The following is a 15454-nucleotide window of genomic DNA, read 5'->3' on the forward strand; positions in this document are numbered from 1 at the left end:
CCCTGAGGCGCGCGCGTCCCCATAATCGGTCCCCCCATGAAACTCCTGCTCGTCGAAGACAACACCACCATGCAGGCCACGCTGAGCCGCGCCTTCGAGCGGCGCGGCATCCAGGTGGTGACCTGCGACGACGGCGAGCGCGCGCTGGCGGTGTGGCGCGACACCCAGCCCGACGCCGTGCTGCTGGACCTGTCGCTGCCCGGCAGAGACGGCCTGGAGGTGCTGGCCCAGGCGCGCGGCAGCGGCCTGAAGACGCCCGTGATCATCCTCACCGCGCGCGGCACCGTGGGCGATCGCATCCTGGGCCTGAACACCGGCGCCGACGACTACCTGCCCAAGCCCTTCGACCTGGACGAGCTGGAGGCCCGCGTGCGCGCCCTGGTGCGCCGCGCGGGCGACGCCGACGCCGCGCCCGCCGCCTGGTGCGGCATGGCCGTGGACCGCGAGAGCGGCGCCGTGTACCACCTGGGCCAGCCGCTGGAGCTGCCGCCGCGCGAGCTCGCCCTGCTGCGCGCCGTGCTCGCGCGCCCGGGCCACGCCATCGCCAAGGAGCGCCTGTTCGAACTCGTCTTCCCCGGCGAACCCGACGTGCAGCCGGAAGCGATCGAGGTCGTGGCCTACCGGCTGCGCAAGAAGATCGCGCACACCGGCGCGCAACTCGTCACCCTGCGCGGCCTGGGCTACCTCATCAAGGCCCAGCCATGAAGCCGCGCGCGACCTCGCTGCGCCGCACCCTGCTGCTGGGCATCCTGCTGCCGGTGTTCGGCTACGTGGTGTTCAACACCGTGGTGCTGTACCGCCAGGCCCTGGCGGCCGCCGACACCGCCTACGACCGCACGCTGCTGGCCACCGCCAAATCGCTGGGCGAGCAGCTGCAGGTCACGTCGCAGGGCGGCGAGGTCCACGTGCAGGCCACGGTGCTGTACTCCGCGCTGGAGGCCTTCGAGGCCGACAACCGCAGCCGCCTCTTCTACCGCGTGAGCGGCTTCCAGGGCGAGATGGTCTCGGGCTTCGCCGACATGCCCGCGCCGCGGCGCCACGCGCCCTCGGACAACATCTACGCGGCGCTCGTGAGCTTCTACGACGACCACTACCGCGACATGCCGGTGCGCATGGCCGTGCTGCTGCAGCCGGTGGCCGGCGTGCAGGGCCAGGGCATGGCCACCATCCAGGTGGCCGAGACCCTGGAGCTGCGTGAGACGCTGGCGCGCCAGATCCTGGTGGACACGCTGTGGCGCCAGGCCGCGCTGCTGGCCGTGATCGCCTTCGTGGTGGTGCTGGTGGTGCAGCGCGCCACGCGGCCGGTGCGCGACATCAGCCGCGCCCTGGCCTCGCGCAGCGAGAACGACCTGTCGCCCCTGCCCGGCCAGGACGCGCCGCGCGAACTGCTGCCGCTGCTGGACGCCACCAACCAGCACATGCAGCGACTGTCGCAGCTGCTGGAACACCAGAAGCGCTTCGTGCGCGACACCTCGCACCAGCTGCGCACGCCACTGGCGGTGCTGAAGACGCAGGTGCAATCGGCGCGGCGCGGCGACGTGGAGCCGCGCCAGGCGCTGGACGAGATCGCGCACACCGTGGACCGCGCCACCGAACTGGCCAACCAGATGCTGGCCCTGGCCAAGGTGGAGCAGCTGCGCCAGGACCGCGACGTGCCGGTGAGCGACTGGGCCGCCGTGGTGCGCGCGGTGGCGCTGGACCTGTCGGCGCTGATCGCCGACCGGTCGCTCGACTTCGCGCTCGACGTCGGCGAGGCCGCGCCGGTGCGCGCGCACGAATGGGCGCTGCGCGAGCTCACACGCAACCTGCTGCACAACGCCATCAAGCACTCGCCGCCGGGTGGCGCGCTGCGCGTGGGCCTGCTGAGCGACGAGCGCACGGCGGCACTGATCGTGCGCGACAGCGGCCCCGGCATCGCGCCGGCGCTGCGCGAGCGCCTGTTCCAGCCATTCGCCACCGACCACCGCGCGGGCCCCAGCCTCTCGGGCTCGGGCCTCGGGCTCGCCATTTGCCGGGAGATCGTGCAATCGCTCGGTGGCCAGATCGAGCTGGACAACCGCACCGACGGCGGCAGCGTGCGCGGACTCGACGCCACGGTGCGCCTGCCCCTGATACCAGCGACCGCATGACAACACCAACCGAACCCGCGCGCGTGCGCCTGGACAAATGGCTCTGGGCCGCGCGCTTCTTCAAGACCCGCGCGCTCAGCGCCGAGGCGATCGACAAGGGCCGCGTGAGCGTCAACGGCCAGGCGGCCAAGGCCTCGCGCGAGCCGCGCGTGGGCGACACTATCGAGTTCCGCCAGGGCAGCGAGGCGCGCGTGGTGATCGTGCGGGGCCTGAGCGCGGTGCGCGGACCGGCACCCGTGGCGCAGCAGCTCTACGAGGAAACGCCCGAGTCGGTGGCGCGCCGGCTGGCCGCGGCCGAGCAGCGGCGCCTGGCGCCCGAACCGGCATTGAGCCAACCCATGGGACGCCCCACCAAGCGCGACCGGCGCACGCTCAAGGACTGGGGAGACCGCTGGAGCGCGTCGCTCGACGACGACGGCAGCGAATGAACCTGGCCCCGCGCGCCGGCCTCAGCCCTTGCGCAGGCCCAGCCACATGACCGTGGCCACGACGATCAGGCCGCCGGCCACCTGAATGGCCGCGATCGATTGCCCCAGGAACACCCAGGCCAGCACCAGCGCGAAGATGGGCTCGATGTTCATGATGGCCGAGTTGCCCACCACCCCCAGGCGCGGCAGCACCGTGAACATGATGGTGAAGGCCGTGCCATAGAGGAAGGTCAGGCCCAGCAGCCCCCACCAGCCCGGCAGGGCGTTCGGGAAATGCAGCCCGCCCTGCGTGGCGCTCGCGGCCAGCGCGATCACCGCGACGATGCCCATGGTGGTGGCGGTGCGCAGGCGGCCGTCGAGATCGCCCGCCTCGTGCTGCGTGAACACCAGCGCCAACCCGAAGCTCGCGGCGGCCGCCAGCGCGAAGCCAACGCCCACACCGATGCGCGCCCAGTGCCCACCCGCGCCCAGGCCCGAGGCCGCGCCCGACACGTCCAGCGCCAGCGCCAGGCCCAGCAGCATCAGCGGCATGGCCTTGAGCAGGTGCGGTGCCGGCTTCTGGCCATAGACGATGCGCGACCACAGCGCCGTCCACAGCGGGTAGGTGTTGAAGGCCAGCAGCGCCAGCGCCACCGGCAGGCGCGCCACCGCCGCGTACAGGCACAGGCTCTGCACGCCCACCAGCAGGCCGATGGCGGGCAGCGCCTTGCGGTGCCGCGCGGTGAGCGCCAGGGGCACGCGGTAGAAAAACAGAATGCCGGCCACCACCAGCGCGGTGATGCCACTGCGGAAGGTCACGGCCGTGGCCACGGTCACGCCGTGGTCGAAGGCCAGGCGCGCGGCCACGTGGTTGGCACCCATCATGAAGGCGATGAGCAACAGGGTGGCGAACGCGGTGCGCGACAGGCTCTGAGACATGGCGGGTCCGGCGGCAACAACAGCAGGAGGGCAAAAAACAAAGGCGCCCCGCAGGGCGCCTTGTCGATGTGAACATCTGGCGGAGTGAGAGGGATTCGAACCCTCGATGAGGCTCTACACCCCATACTCCCTTAGCAGGGGAGCACCTTCGGCCACTCGGTCATCACTCCGCGAAGCCCGCATTATGCCCCAAAGCACAAGCGGGCCAGGCCCTCTCAGGCGCTGATCGTGTCGGCGGCCTGGTCGAGATCGAACTCGCGGTGCAGCGCGCGCACGGCCAGCTCCATGTACTTCTCGTCGATGACCACCGAGGTCTTGATCTCCGAAGTGGAGATCATCTGGATGTTGATGCCTTCGGTGCTGAGGCAGCGGAACATGCGGCTGGCCACGCCCACGTGGCTGCGCATGCCGATGCCCACGATGCTGACCTTGCAGATGCGGTTGTCGCCCACCACGTCGGCGGCGCCCAGCGCGGGCACGACCTGCGACTTGAGCAGGTCCAGCGTCTTCTGGTATTCGTTGCGGTGCACCGTGAAGCTGAAGTCGGTTTTGCCGTCCTTGCTCAGGTTCTGGATGATGACGTCGACCTCGATGTTGGCGTCGGCCACCGCGCCCAGGATCTGCGCGGCGATGCCGGGCTTGTCGGGCACGCCGAGCACCGAGACCTTGGCCTCGTCGCGGTTGAAGGCAATGCCGGAAACGACGGCTTGTTCCATGTCTTCGTCTTCCTCAAAAGTGATCAGGGTGCCGGAGGCCGCTTCTTCGGCCAGGTCGATGTCCCAGGGCGTGAAGCTGGAGAGCACGCGCAGCGGCACGTGGTATTTGCCCGCGAACTCCACCGAGCGGATCTGCAGCACCTTGGAGCCCATGCTGGCCATCTCCAGCATTTCCTCGAAGCTCACGCGCAACAGGCGGCGCGCCTCGGGCACCACGCGCGGGTCGGTGGTGTAGACGCCATCGACGTCGGTGTAGATCAGGCACTCGGCGGCCTTGAGCGCCGCGGCCACGGCCACGGCCGAGGTGTCGCTGCCGCCGCGGCCCAGCGTGGTGATGTTGCCGCCGTCGTCGATGCCCTGGAAGCCGGTGACGATGACCACCTTGCCCGCGTCCAGGTCGGCGCGCACGCGCGCGTCGTCGATGGATTCGATGCGGGCCTTGGTGTAGGCGTCGTTGGTCTTGATCGGCACCTGCCAGCCCGCGTAGCTCACCGCCTCCAGGCCTTCGGCCTGCAGCGCGATGGCCAGCAGCGCGGACGAGGCCTGCTCGCCGGTGGCCGCCAGCATGTCGAGTTCGCGGCCATAGGACTTGCCCGGTTTGGCGGGCGCGACTTCCTTGGCGAGCGCCAGCAGGCGGTTGGTTTCGCCGCTCATGGCGCTGGGCACCACCACCATCTGGTGGCCGGCCTTGTGCCATTTGGCGACGCGACGCGCGACGTTGCGGATGCGTTCGGTCGACCCCATGGAGGTGCCGCCGTACTTGTGAACGATGAGGGCCATTGGAAGGGAAGAAGGACGCGGCGCGGCGCGTCCTTCAGGGCTTCGTCGGGGCGCGCGCCGCACAGCCACTGGGGCCGGGCAGAACCGCGGGATTATACCTAGGGGGTATAGGCCAGGCACGCGCCGTCGCGCACCACGAAACCCTCGGCCACCTTGAGCCGGATCGCGTGGCCGCGCGTGCGGCAGGCCCCGACCTGGTCGAGCAGTTCGTCGAGCTGCGCGGCGCTCGGCGCCACGCCGTGCGCGCGGCGCAGCCAGTGCCGCAGGGTGTTGGCCTGGCGGTCGCGCGACAGGCCCTGCAGCGCCACGATGCGCGGCGGCTCGCCGGTGGCCGCCAGGTCCAGCGCCGCCAGTTCGTCCAGCAGGCGCTGCGCCTGCGCCGCGTGCGCCGCGCAGCGCGCGAGCGCCGCGCGGTAGCCCGGAAAGGCGCGCGCCCAGGCCGGCATCAACTGCGCGCGGATGCGGTTGCGCGTGTAGCGCTCGTCGCCGTTGCTGGGGTCGTCAACGAAGCGCTGGTCGCGCGCGATCAGCGCTTCACGCAGCGTGTGCGCGGGCACGCCGAGCCAGGGCCGGCCAAAACGCTGGCCATGGCGCTCGAAGGCCTCGGGCATGGCGGACAGGCCGGGCAGGCCCGCGCCCCGCGAGAGCGCAAGCAGCACGGTCTCGGCCTGGTCGTCGCCGTGCTGCGCGAGCAGCACCCAGCCGATGCCCCGGTCCCGCGCCAGGCCCGCCAGCGCGGCGTAGCGCGCGAGACGGGCCGCGTCCTCGGGGCTTTGGCCCGGTGCGTGCCGGGCGTCGACGCGGGCCACGTGCACGGGCAGGCCCAGGGACGCCGCGACCTCACGCACGCAGGCCTCGAAGCCGTCGGCCGCGGCCTGCAGGCCATGGTGCACATGCAGTGCCACGCAGCGCCCCGGCCAGCGCGCGTGCGCGGCCAGCAGCAGGGCCACCGAGTCGGCGCCGCCGCTGCAGGCGATGCCGATCGGCGTGGTGTCCTGATCGAGGGAATGGCGCGCCGCCCAGCGCTGCAGCTCGGCGGCACCGGGGAAAGCGTCCGCCTCAGCGGCGGTCTTTGGCCTCGGCCTTGGTGTCGGTGAAGCGGCCATAGCCATCGAGGCGCGCATGGCGGCGCTCCAGCAGTTCCTTCACCTTGAGGTCGGCCACCTGGCGGTAGGCATCGCCCAGGGCGCGCTTGAGGAAGGCGGCCATCTGCTTGTGGTCGCGGTGCGCGCCGCCCACGGGCTCGTTGACGATCTTGTCCACCAGGCCCAGGGCCTTGAGGCGGTGCGCCGTGATGCCCAGGGCCTCGGCCGCGTCGCTCGCGCGCTCGCTGGTCTTCCAGAGGATGGAGGCGCAGCCCTCGGGGCTGATCACCGAATACACCGAGTACTGCAGCATCAGCACCTGATCGGCCACGGCAATGGCCAGCGCGCCGCCGGAGCCGCCCTCGCCAATGATGGTGGAGATGATGGGCACCTCGAGCTGCGCCATCTCGAAGATGTTGCGACCGATGGCCTCGGACTGGCCACGCTCTTCGGCGTCGATGCCCGGATAGGCGCCCGGCGTGTCGACGAAGGTGAACACCGGCAGCTTGAACTTCTCGGCCAGCTTCATGAGCCGCAGCGCCTTGCGGTAGCCCTCGGGCTTGGTCATGCCGAAGTTGCGCAGGCCGCGCTCCTTCGTGTCACGGCCTTTCTGGTGGCCGATGACCACGCAGGGCTGGCCATTGAAGCGCGCCATGCCGCCGACGATGGACAGGTCGTCGGAGAAGTGGCGGTCGCCGTGCAGCTCGACGAAGTGCGTGAAGATTTCGCGCACGTAGTCCAGCGTGTAGGGCCGGTCGGCGTGGCGCGCGATCTTGGTGATCTGCCAGGGTGAGAGGTTGCTGTAGATGTCCTTGGTGAGCTGCAGGCTCTTGGACGCCAGCTTGTCGATCTCTTCGGAGATGTCGACCGCCGATTCGGTCTGGACGTAGCGCAGTTCCTCGATCTTGGATTCGAGTTCCGCGATCGGTTGCTCGAAGTCGAGAAAATTCTTTTTGGCCAAGATAGGCTCCTTTGCTCAGGCGGCTCAATAGCTCACGGGGAGCGGATCGAGCGACCGCCAAATATACCAAGTGGCCACGCTGCAGAACGGGGCCCAGGAGCCGGCCACCTCGCGGATCTCGCTGCGGCTGACGGGCTCACCCGAAAAATAGGCCTGACTGATGCCGTTCTGCAAGCCGATGTCGTCCAGCGGTAGCACGTTGGGCCTCATGAGGTGGAAGATGAGGAACATCTCGGCCGTCCAGCGGCCGATGCCGCGGATGGCCACCAGCTCCGCGATGATGGCCTCGTCGTCCATGTGCGGCCACTCGTTCACGCGCACGCGCTTGTCCGAGAAATGCAGCGCCAGATCCACCAGGTACTCGACCTTGCGCACCGACAGGCCGGCGGCTCGCATGTCGTCCACCTTGAGCTTGAGCACCTGCGCGGGCGTCATCTTGCGGGTGAGCGATTCGAAGCGGTCCCATACCGACTGGGCGGCCTTCACCGAAATCTGCTGGCCCACGATGCTGCGCGCCAGCGTGACGAAGGCATCGCCGCGCGACTGCAGGCACACGTCGGGGTGGCGCGGGATGAGCTTCTTCATCACGCGGTCGCGCTTCATCAGGTGCTTGCAGGCGTCCTGCCAATACGCGGGCTCGGGCACGGTCAGCACGGCGCTCATCAGGCGCGCTCCCAGGTGGTGCCCGCGGCGCTGTCTTTCAGCACGATGCCCTGGCCGAGCAGCTCGTTGCGGATGCGGTCGGCTTCGGCGAAGTCGCGGGCTTTCTTGGCGGCGGCGCGCGCGGCGATGCGCGCGGCGATCGCGGGCTCGTCCAAGCCCGATGTCACATGGGCATTGCCAGAGACGTAGGCGCCCTGACCAACAAGGGCGCCAGACGCTTCATGATGCCTAGATGGCCCGCCCTGCAACCATGCCATCGGATCGGCCTGCAACAACCCCAGCACACCGCCCAGCGCGCGCAGCAGGCCCGCGTGGCGCGGGTCCTTGCCGCGGTTGACCTCGCTCGCGAGCTCGAACAGCACGCTCAAGGCCACCGGCGTGTTGAAGTCGTCGTCCATCGCGGCCTTGAAGCGCGCGGCGAAGGGCTCGCTCCAGTCGATGGAAACGTCCGCCGCGTTCACCACCGACAGCGCGGTGTACAGGCGCTTGAGCGCGGCACGCGCGTCGTCCAGGTGGGCGTCGCTGTGGTTGAGCGGACTGCGGTAGTGGGCCCGCAGCATGAAAAAGCGCACCGTTTCGGCGTCGTACTTCTGCAGCACCTCGCGGATGGTGAAGAAGTTGCCCAGGCTCTTGGACATCTTCTCGTTGTCGACGTTGACAAAGCCGTTGTGCATCCACACCGCGGCCAGCGGCACGCCGTTGGCGCCCTCGCTCTGCGCGATCTCGTTTTCGTGGTGCGGGAACTGCAGGTCGGCGCCGCCGCCATGGATGTCGAAGGTCTTGCCGAGCAGCGCGCAGGCCATGGCCGAGCACTCGATGTGCCAGCCCGGACGGCCGCGACCATAGGGCGAGTCCCACTGGGCGTCGGCGGGTTCGTCGGGCTTGGCGGCCTTCCAGAGAACGAAGTCCAGCGGGTCGCCCTTGCCCTGGGCCACGGCCACGCGCTCGCCCGCCTGGAGTTCGTCGAGCGTCTTGCCGGAGAGCTTGCCGTAGCCAGGGAAGCGGCGCACCGCGTAGTTCACGTCGCCGTCGGCCGCGCGGTAGGCCAGTTGCTTGTCTTCGAGCGTGCGCACGATGTCGAGCATCTGCGGCACGTAGTCGGTGGCGCGCGGGTCGTGCGTGGGGCGCGCGATGCCCAGGGCATCGAAGTCCTGGTACATGGCGGCGATCATGCGGTCGGTGAGGCCGCGCACCGTCTCGCCGTTCTGCACCGCGCGGCGGATGATCTTGTCGTCGATGTCGGTGATGTTGCGCACGAAGGTGACGCGGTAGCCGCTGGCCTCGAGCCAGCGGCGAGCCACGTCGAAGGCGATGTTGGAGCGGGCGTGGCCCACGTGGCACAGGTCGTAGACCGTGATGCCGCAAACGTACATGCGCACGTGGCCGGGCTCGATGGGCGCGAAAGGCTCGAGCCGGCGCGTGAGGGTGTTGTGGATATGCAGGGTCATCGCAAGGCGCAGGGCAGGCGCGGTGCCGACCGCTTCCAACCACGCTCGCCAGCGCGGCGCCTCACGGGTCCGGCGCCCCGCAGGCACGGTCTGAAACGACCGGCTCGCCGGTACCCCTCAGATACAATGCGTCAGTATATCGACGCCCATCCCGCGCACGCACGCACCGAAGGGCGCCACTGGTCGGGCATCCGCTTCGCCCGGCGCATCCCATGAGGTTCCATGTCTCACCGAGCTTCACCGCTGGACCGCGCCGTCCTCGCTTGTTTCCGTGGTTTCACCCGAGCGCTGCTGGTCGGCCTGGCCGCCGCCCTGCCCTGGCTGGCGCAGGCCCAGTCGCCCAGCATCCCCGCGCCCTCGGCCTATGACGAGGTCTCGCGCCTCATGCGCGCCCAGCAGCTGGACCAGGCCCTGAGCCGCGCGCAGGACTACCTGCGCGGCAACCCGCGCGACCCGCAGATGCGCTTCCTGCTGGGCGTGGCGCAGAACCAGAAGGGCGACAGCGCGGCCGCGCTCGAGACCTTCACCAACCTCACGCAGGACAACCCCGAGCTGCCCGAGCCGCACAACAACCTGGCCGTGCTGCACGCCGCGGCCGGCCGCTACGACGAAGCCCGCGTCGCGCTGGAGGCCGCGATCCGCGCCAACCCGCGCTACGCCGTGGCGCTGGAGAACCTGGGCGACGTGTATGCGCGGCTGGCCGAGCGCGCCTGGCAGCGCGCGCGCGACGTCGACGCGCAGAACCCGCGCCTGGCACCCAAACTCAAAGCCGTGCAGAGCCTGCTGGCCACCACCCCCCGCTGAGGATTTCTCCCATGACATTGCACCGACGCGGCTTCGCCCGCCTGGCCACCGCCCTGACCACCAGTCTGGCGCTCGCGCTGGCCTTCACCGCCCGGGCCCAGGACAGCAAGGCACCGCGCGTGCGCCTGTCCACCTCGCTCGGCGACATCGTCGTCGAGCTCGACCCCGCCAAGGCGCCGAAGACGGTCGAGAACTTCCTGCAGTACGTCAAGGACAAGCACTACGACGGCACGGTGTTCCACCGCGTGATGGGCAACTTCATGATCCAGGGCGGCGGCTTCACGGCCGACATGCAGCAAAAACCCACGCGCGCGCCCGTGCCGCTCGAGGCCGGCAACGGCCTGAAGAACGACCGCGGCGCCATCGCCATGGCGCGCACCGGCAACCCCGACTCGGCCACCTCGCAGTTCTTCATCAACGTCGTGAACAACCCGGGCCTCAACGCGCCCTCGCCCGACGGCCACGGCTACACCGTGTTCGGCAAGGTGGTCGCCGGCATGGACGTGGTCGACAAGATTCGCGCGGTGCCCACCGGCAACCGCGGCATGCACCAGAACGTTCCGCAGACCCCCGTCACCATCGTCAAAGCCAGCCTGGAGAAATGAACATGGCCAATCCGAAAGTCGAACTGCACATCGCCGGCATGGGCGTCATCACGCTCGAACTCGATGCCGAGAAGGCGCCGCAGTCCACCGCCAACTTCCTGGCCTATGTGAACAAGGGCCACTACGACAACACCGTGTTCCACCGCGTCATCCCCGGCTTCATGATCCAGGGCGGCGGCTTCGAACCCGGCATGAACCAGAAGCCCACCGACAAGCCGATCCAGAACGAGGCCAACAACGGCCTCAAGAACGACGTCTACACCGTGGCCATGGCGCGCACCAGCGACCCGCACTCGGCCACCGCGCAGTTCTTCATCAACGTCACCAACAACGGCTTCCTCAACCACACCGCGCCCAGCGCGCAGGGCTGGGGCTACGCCGTGTTCGGCAAGGTGGTCGCGGGCAGCGAGATCGTCAAGCAGATCGAGGGCGCGCCCACGGGCCGCCGCGGCTTCCACGACGATGTGCCGAAGACCGACGTCGTGATCGAGAAAGCGGTCGCCGTCTGAGCGACCGGCCCACGCCCATGACCGAGCGCTTCCCCGAGTTGGTGGCGCCCGCGTCGTGGCGATCCGTCGAGCTGATCTCCGATCTGCACCTGCACGCGGGCGATCCGGCCACACACGCCGCCTGGCTCGCCTACCTCGCGCGCGCGCCCCGGCCCGACGCGCTCTTCATCCTGGGTGACCTGTTCGAGGTCTGGGTCGGCGACGACCTGCTCGCGCCCGACGAGGCCCACGACGACGCCGACCGCCGCTTCTGGCGCGGCTGCGCACAGGCCCTGAGCGGCTTCGCCCGCCACACCCCCACCTTCTTCATCGCCGGCAACCGCGATTTCCTGCTCGGCCCCGAGGGCCTGGCCGCCTGCGGCATGACGGCCCTGCACGACCCCACCGTGCTGGTGTTCGCCGGTCAGCGCTGGCTGCTCAGCCACGGCGACGCGCTGTGCCTGGCCGACACCGACTACCAGGGCTTTCGCGCCCAGGTGCGCGGCGCCGATTGGCAGCGCGACTTCCTTGCCCGCCCCCTGGTCGAACGCCAGGCCATCGCGCGCGATCTGCGCGCGCGCAGCGAGGCGCGCAAGCGCAGCCTGGGCCCCGACCCCGGACTGTGGGCGGACGTGGACGCCCACGCGGCCACCGCCTGGCTGGAACAGGCCGGCGCCGCCACGCTGATCCACGGCCACACGCACCGCCCGGCCGAGCACGCGCTGGCCCCGGGGCGCCGGCGCCTCGTGCTCAGCGACTGGGACGCGGGCGCCCAGCCGCCGCGCGCCGATGCGCTGCGCCTGAGCGAGCGCGGCGCGCAGCGGGTGAGCGCCGCGTGAGCTGGCTGGCCTCGCTGCGGCGCCGCTGGCGCCGCCCCGCCCCCATTCCCGAGGCCCTGTGGCGCGACACGCTCGCGGCCCTGCCCTTCCTCGCCGCGCTGAACGGTGGGGACCGCGCGCGCCTGCGCCTGCTGTGCCAGCACTTCCTGGTCGAGAAGGAATTCAGCGGCGCCAACGGCCTGGTGGTCACCGACGCCATGGCGCTGTCCATCGCGGCGCAGGCCTGCCGCCCGCTGCTGCACCTGCACGGCCCCGATGGGCGCGCCCTGCGCCGCGCGCCCGACCTGCTCGACTGGTACGACGACTTCGTGGGCATCGTGCTGCAGCCCGGCGCCGTGCTGGCGCGCCGCAAGGTGCACGACGCCGCTGGCGTGGTGCACGAGTACACCGAGGCCCTGGCCGGCGAGGCCATGGACGGCGGCCCGCTGATGCTGAGCTGGGAGGATGTGGCCAGCGCGGGCGAGCGCGCCGCCATCGGCCACAACGTGGTGATCCACGAATTCGTGCACAAGATGGACATGCGCGAGCTGCAGGCCGGCGAGCACCCGCAGGGCGCGCCCACCCTGCCCCTAGGCTTCCTGGGCACGCGCGATCCGCGCGAGGCCCGCGCGCGCTGGCAGCGCGTGATGGCGGCGCATTTCGACGGCTTCCGCGAGGCCGTGTCCATGGCCGAGCGTTTCGGCGGCGAGCCGCCCTGGCTGGACGGCTACGCCGCGAAGGACCCGGCCGAGTTCTTCGCCGTGACCTGCGAGGCCTACTTCGTGAACCGCGAGCGCTTCGGGCAGGAGTTCCCCGCCCTGCTGGCGCTCTACGACGCCTTCTTCCTCAGCGCGCGCCCGCTCAGCGCTTGAGCAGCGCCTTCAGCGCGGCCTGCAGACGCCGCGCCGACTTCTCGTCGTGCGCCCCGCCCAGCACCTGGGCCACGTCCTGCGCCCAGGTTTCCGTGGGCGATGGCGCGTTGCGGCGCGTGAGCAACTGCAGCTGCAGCAGGCGGCGCTCGCTCAGGTGCTCGGCCGGGGTCGGCGCATCGGCGGCGATCTCCAGGCGCAGCAGGGCCTCGGCGGGCAAGGCATTCGCGGGCTGGCCGAGCGCGGAGGCCCAGGCCGAACGTTGAGCCGGCGCCACGCGCCCGCCCAGGGCCTGCGCGGGGGGCAGCTGCTGCGCGTCGCGCGCGCGCCAGGCGTCCAGCACCTGGGTGAGCACCTCGCCGTGCGCCTGCTCGGCCAGGCGGCGCAAGCTGGCCTGCGCGGCTTCCATGGCCTGGCGCTGCGCGCGGAAGGCGGTGTCGCCCAGGCGTGGGCCGCGCGGTTCGCGGTCCTCGCGCGAATCGCGGAAGTCGCGGCGGTCACGGCCATCGCGACCGTCTCGGCCACCGCGCGCGTCGGGGCGGCCGGGGCGGCCATCCCGGCGCGGGTCGCGGGGCGCGGGTTCGGCTTTCCTGGCACCGGGGCGGTCGTCGCCCCGCATGGCCACCAGCTTGCGCGGCGCGGCCGGTGGCGCGGTGGGCGCGGGCGCGGGCGCGGCGCCGTCGGCCGGTGCGGCCTCCCCGCCAGCGGCGGCCTCTGGCGCCGCGGCCGGCGTGGCCGCCGGTGGTGCCGCGCGCCCGGCGGCCTCCAGCGCGGCCATGGCCGCGCGGATGCGCTGTGCGTCGCCCGACTGCGTGGCGGCCTCGAGCTCGCGTGAGGCGTCCAGCACGCGCTGGTCGACGGCGCTGAGCGCGCCGGCCTGCTGCTGGCGCTCGCTGGTCTTGCGCTCGAAGGCGGCGTCGATGGGCGAACGGAAGGCCTCCCACAGCTTCTGTTCCTGCTTGCGGTCGAGCGGCACGGCGTGCGCCTCTGCCTGCCAGCGCTGCTGCAGGGCCTTCACGGCGTCGATGCGCAGCGGCTGCGCCTGCGACAGCGCGGCGGCCTCCTCGATCAAGGCGCGGCGGCGCGCCACGCTCTCGGCCTGCGCGGCCTCCAGGCGCGCGTGCGCCTGGTGCATGGTGTCCTTCCACAGCGGCTGCACCTCGGCGAAGGCCTTCTCGCTCAGGTGGCCGGCCTGGCGCCAGCGCTCGGAGAAGGCGTGCAGCTCGCGCAGCTGGGCTTTCCAGTCGCTGCTCTCGGCGTGCGCGGCGGTCCAGGCCTTGAGTTCGTCGATGATGGCCTGGCGCTGGGCGCGCGTGGCCTCGGCCTGCTGGCGCACCTGCGACAGCCAGGCCTCCACGCCCTTGTGCGCCTCGGTGCAGGCTTCGTCGAAGCGCTTCCAGAGCGCGTGATTGGGCGCACCGCCCTGGTCGGTGGTCTTCCACTGCTCGCGCAGTTGGCGGATGGCCTCCTGCAGCTTGCGTCCGGTGGGCCGCTGGCCCTCGGGTGCCTGCGTCAGCGCCTCGGCCTTGGCCACCAGCTCCTCGCGCAGCTGGTCGGCGCGCCAGCGCTGCCAGCCTTCGAGTTCACCGGCTTGCGACAGCACGGCATGGGCGCGCGCTTCCAGCGCCTGGCCGATCAGGCGGCCGTGCTGCTTGAGCAGCTGGCGCAGCTCGGCCGCGGCCTTGGGCGTGGCCTTGCCATGGCCTTCGGCCACCTCGGCCTCGAGCGCGGCCACGGCCTTTTCGATCTCGGCGCCGGCGCGCTCGCGGCGCGCCTGCTGGGCCTGTTGCGCCTGCTCGTTGGCGGCCTGCTGCTCGGCGGGAGCCAGGCCGCGCGCGGCGCGCAGCTCGTCGGCCCACACGGGCACGGCCGGCAGCGGGGCGTTGGCGTCGGCGGCGGCCGCCGTGGCCTGGGCCAGCGCGGCATCGAAGGCGTCCCAGACCAGCTGCAGCTGCTGGCGCGAGGCCTCGAGCATGGGCGGGAACTTGGCCTCCACGCTGGCCCATTGCGGGTCCTGTGTCAGACCGTCGATCTGCTGCTGCCACTGGGCCACGTCGCCGCGCAGCGCGTCGGCGGCCTGGCGGGCCTCCTGCCAGGGCTTGGTGGACAGCACCTCGATGCGCTGGGCGATCAGCACGGCGGCCTCCCGCTCCACCTGCACCGCGTGCTGCAGGTCCTCGATGGACTTGATGCGCTCGGCCAGGCGCTGGCGCAGCGTGGCCAGGGGCTCGCGCGACAGCGGCGCGCCGGCGCGCGCGGCGTCGCGCTGCCAGGCCAGGGCATCGGCCAGGTTCAGGCGCGACGCGGCCAGCAGGGCCTCGGCCTTGGCCGACCATTCGCTGGCCGCCTGCTCCTGCGACTTCTGGCGCTTGAGCTCGTCGAGCTTTTCCTTCAGCGCCTTGGCCGCGCCGCGGTCGCGCTGGCTGAGCTCCTTGAACACCTCGTTCATGTGCTCGGCCGAGGGATCGGTGGCGAGCCAATCGCGCACGCGCGCGGCGCGCTCGCCGGCGGTGGGGGCCGAGAAGACGCCGCCGGTGAGCGCGTCCAGGGGATGGGCGTTGGCGGACTTGGGGTTGGAGGGGGTGTTCACGGCGGGCTCGGGGGCGGATGTCTGGCGCGGAGAAAACAGCGACATGTGAAAAGGGCAGCGGATGCGCGGCGGGCCGCGCGGAGAAACGCGTATTGTCGCCGCTCGGCGCGGCGCCGGCTTTCCCCGGGTCGCGCCGCTCAGCGCGGCGCCGG

15 protein-coding genes and 1 tRNA gene are annotated in these 15454 nt (G+C 71.3%); 8 read left to right on the top strand and 8 right to left on the bottom strand.

All coding sequences use genetic code 11. The features are described 5' to 3' along the window. Nucleotides 1–36 precede the first annotated feature (36 nt). Genes BHU06_RS05150 through BHU06_RS05160 form a run of 3 tightly spaced genes read left to right on the top strand, consistent with a single transcriptional unit; the run spans nucleotide 37 to nucleotide 2557 of the window. A complete protein-coding gene (locus BHU06_RS05150; RefSeq protein ID WP_070398064.1) occupies nucleotides 37–705 on the top strand; it encodes a response regulator transcription factor in 669 nt (222 codons plus the stop codon). Next, a complete protein-coding gene (locus BHU06_RS05155; RefSeq protein ID WP_070398065.1) occupies nucleotides 702–2129 on the top strand; it encodes a sensor histidine kinase in 1428 nt (475 codons plus the stop codon). The genes BHU06_RS05150 and BHU06_RS05155 overlap by 4 nt, the downstream gene beginning before the upstream one ends. Next, nucleotides 2126–2557, top strand: a complete 432-nt coding sequence (locus BHU06_RS05160) for an RNA-binding S4 domain-containing protein (RefSeq protein WP_070398066.1) — start codon at nucleotides 2126–2128, stop codon at nucleotides 2555–2557. Before BHU06_RS05155 ends, BHU06_RS05160 begins: the two co-directional genes overlap by 4 nt. 21 nt (nucleotides 2558–2578) lie before the next feature. On the opposite strand, the gene BHU06_RS05165 is transcribed toward BHU06_RS05160, so the two are convergent. From BHU06_RS05165 to cysS, 7 genes are all read right to left on the bottom strand, one after another. Beyond that, nucleotides 2579–3475, bottom strand: a complete 897-nt coding sequence (locus tag BHU06_RS05165) for an EamA family transporter (protein ID WP_070398067.1) — start codon at nucleotides 3473–3475, stop codon at nucleotides 2579–2581. A gap of 77 nt (nucleotides 3476–3552) precedes the next feature. Next, nucleotides 3553–3645, bottom strand: a tRNA-Ser gene (locus BHU06_RS05170). A 45-nt stretch (nucleotides 3646–3690) separates the two neighbouring features. Next, complete coding sequence (locus BHU06_RS05175; protein ID WP_070398068.1) at nucleotides 3691–4971, bottom strand: aspartate kinase; 1281 nt, start codon at nucleotides 4969–4971, stop codon at nucleotides 3691–3693. Nucleotides 4972–5069: 98 nt separating this feature from the next. After that, the gene (tilS, locus tag BHU06_RS05180) at nucleotides 5070–6095 is read right to left on the bottom strand and encodes a tRNA lysidine(34) synthetase TilS (protein WP_254668116.1); all 1026 of its coding nucleotides are present in this window, start codon (nucleotides 6093–6095) and stop codon (nucleotides 5070–5072) included. Then, nucleotides 6031–7017 carry an acetyl-CoA carboxylase carboxyltransferase subunit alpha gene (locus tag BHU06_RS05185; RefSeq protein WP_070398069.1) on the bottom strand — a complete coding sequence of 329 codons (987 nt, stop codon included), beginning with the start codon at nucleotides 7015–7017 and terminating at the stop codon, nucleotides 6031–6033. The genes tilS and BHU06_RS05185 overlap by 65 nt, the downstream gene beginning before the upstream one ends. A gap of 24 nt (nucleotides 7018–7041) precedes the next feature. After that, the gene (locus tag BHU06_RS05190; protein ID WP_070398070.1) at nucleotides 7042–7680 is read right to left on the bottom strand and encodes a DNA-3-methyladenine glycosylase; all 639 of its coding nucleotides are present in this window, start codon (nucleotides 7678–7680) and stop codon (nucleotides 7042–7044) included. After that, nucleotides 7680–9128, bottom strand: a complete 1449-nt coding sequence (gene cysS, locus BHU06_RS05195; RefSeq protein WP_070398071.1) for a cysteine--tRNA ligase — start codon at nucleotides 9126–9128, stop codon at nucleotides 7680–7682. The genes BHU06_RS05190 and cysS overlap by 1 nt, the downstream gene beginning before the upstream one ends. A gap of 222 nt (nucleotides 9129–9350) precedes the next feature. Here cysS and BHU06_RS05200 point away from each other — a divergent pair, with 222 nt between their 5' ends. From BHU06_RS05200 to BHU06_RS05220, 5 genes are read left to right on the top strand one after another with little or no spacing between them, the layout of a single operon-like run. Then, on the top strand, nucleotides 9351–9932 hold the full coding sequence (locus BHU06_RS05200; protein WP_070398072.1) for a tetratricopeptide repeat protein: 582 nt from the start codon (nucleotides 9351–9353) through the stop codon (nucleotides 9930–9932). Nucleotides 9933–9943: 11 nt separating this feature from the next. Beyond that, on the top strand, nucleotides 9944–10537 hold the full coding sequence (locus tag BHU06_RS05205; protein WP_070398073.1) for a peptidylprolyl isomerase: 594 nt from the start codon (nucleotides 9944–9946) through the stop codon (nucleotides 10535–10537). Between the two features lie 2 nt (nucleotides 10538–10539). Next, nucleotides 10540–11046 carry a peptidylprolyl isomerase gene (locus BHU06_RS05210; protein WP_070398074.1) on the top strand — a complete coding sequence of 169 codons (507 nt, stop codon included), beginning with the start codon at nucleotides 10540–10542 and terminating at the stop codon, nucleotides 11044–11046. 17 nt (nucleotides 11047–11063) lie between these two features. Continuing rightward, nucleotides 11064–11864, top strand: a complete 801-nt coding sequence (locus tag BHU06_RS05215) for a UDP-2,3-diacylglucosamine diphosphatase (RefSeq protein ID WP_070398075.1) — start codon at nucleotides 11064–11066, stop codon at nucleotides 11862–11864. Then, nucleotides 11861–12715, top strand: a complete 855-nt coding sequence (locus BHU06_RS05220) for a zinc-dependent peptidase (RefSeq protein ID WP_070398076.1) — start codon at nucleotides 11861–11863, stop codon at nucleotides 12713–12715. Before BHU06_RS05215 ends, BHU06_RS05220 begins: the two co-directional genes overlap by 4 nt. Here the strand turns inward: BHU06_RS05220 and BHU06_RS05225 are convergent. Beyond that, entirely contained in the window at nucleotides 12705–15347 is a 2643-nt protein-coding gene (locus BHU06_RS05225) for a DUF349 domain-containing protein (RefSeq protein ID WP_070398077.1), read from the bottom strand. The genes BHU06_RS05220 and BHU06_RS05225 overlap by 11 nt on opposite strands. Nucleotides 15348–15454: the final 107 nt, after the last annotated feature.

Origin of the sequence: Hydrogenophaga sp. PML113, assembly GCF_001777155.1 — a bacterium.
GTDB lineage: Bacteria > Pseudomonadota > Gammaproteobacteria > Burkholderiales > Burkholderiaceae_C > Hydrogenophaga > Hydrogenophaga borbori.

Excerpts from the sequence above, each read along its gene's own strand:
- BHU06_RS05150 (WP_070398064.1), top strand. The coding sequence starts at position 37 with ATGAAACTCCTGCTCGTCGAAGACAACACCACCATGCAGGCCACGCTG.
- BHU06_RS05155 (WP_070398065.1), top strand. The coding sequence starts at position 702 with ATGAAGCCGCGCGCGACCTCGCTGCGCCGCACCCTGCTGCTGGGCATC.
- BHU06_RS05160 (WP_070398066.1), top strand. The coding sequence starts at position 2,126 with ATGACAACACCAACCGAACCCGCGCGCGTGCGCCTGGACAAATGGCTC.
- BHU06_RS05165 (WP_070398067.1), bottom strand. The coding sequence starts at position 3,475 with ATGTCTCAGAGCCTGTCGCGCACCGCGTTCGCCACCCTGTTGCTCATC.
- BHU06_RS05175 (WP_070398068.1), bottom strand. The coding sequence starts at position 4,971 with ATGGCCCTCATCGTTCACAAGTACGGCGGCACCTCCATGGGGTCGACC.
- tilS (WP_254668116.1), bottom strand. The coding sequence starts at position 6,095 with ATGCGCGCCTCGATGGCTATGGCCGCTTCACCGACACCAAGGCCGAGG.
- BHU06_RS05190 (WP_070398070.1), bottom strand. The coding sequence starts at position 7,680 with ATGAGCGCCGTGCTGACCGTGCCCGAGCCCGCGTATTGGCAGGACGCC.
- cysS (WP_070398071.1), bottom strand. The coding sequence starts at position 9,128 with ATGACCCTGCATATCCACAACACCCTCACGCGCCGGCTCGAGCCTTTC.
- BHU06_RS05200 (WP_070398072.1), top strand. The coding sequence starts at position 9,351 with ATGTCTCACCGAGCTTCACCGCTGGACCGCGCCGTCCTCGCTTGTTTC.
- BHU06_RS05205 (WP_070398073.1), top strand. The coding sequence starts at position 9,944 with ATGACATTGCACCGACGCGGCTTCGCCCGCCTGGCCACCGCCCTGACC.
- BHU06_RS05210 (WP_070398074.1), top strand. The coding sequence starts at position 10,540 with ATGGCCAATCCGAAAGTCGAACTGCACATCGCCGGCATGGGCGTCATC.
- BHU06_RS05215 (WP_070398075.1), top strand. The coding sequence starts at position 11,064 with ATGACCGAGCGCTTCCCCGAGTTGGTGGCGCCCGCGTCGTGGCGATCC.
- BHU06_RS05225 (WP_070398077.1), bottom strand. The coding sequence starts at position 15,347 with ATGTCGCTGTTTTCTCCGCGCCAGACATCCGCCCCCGAGCCCGCCGTG.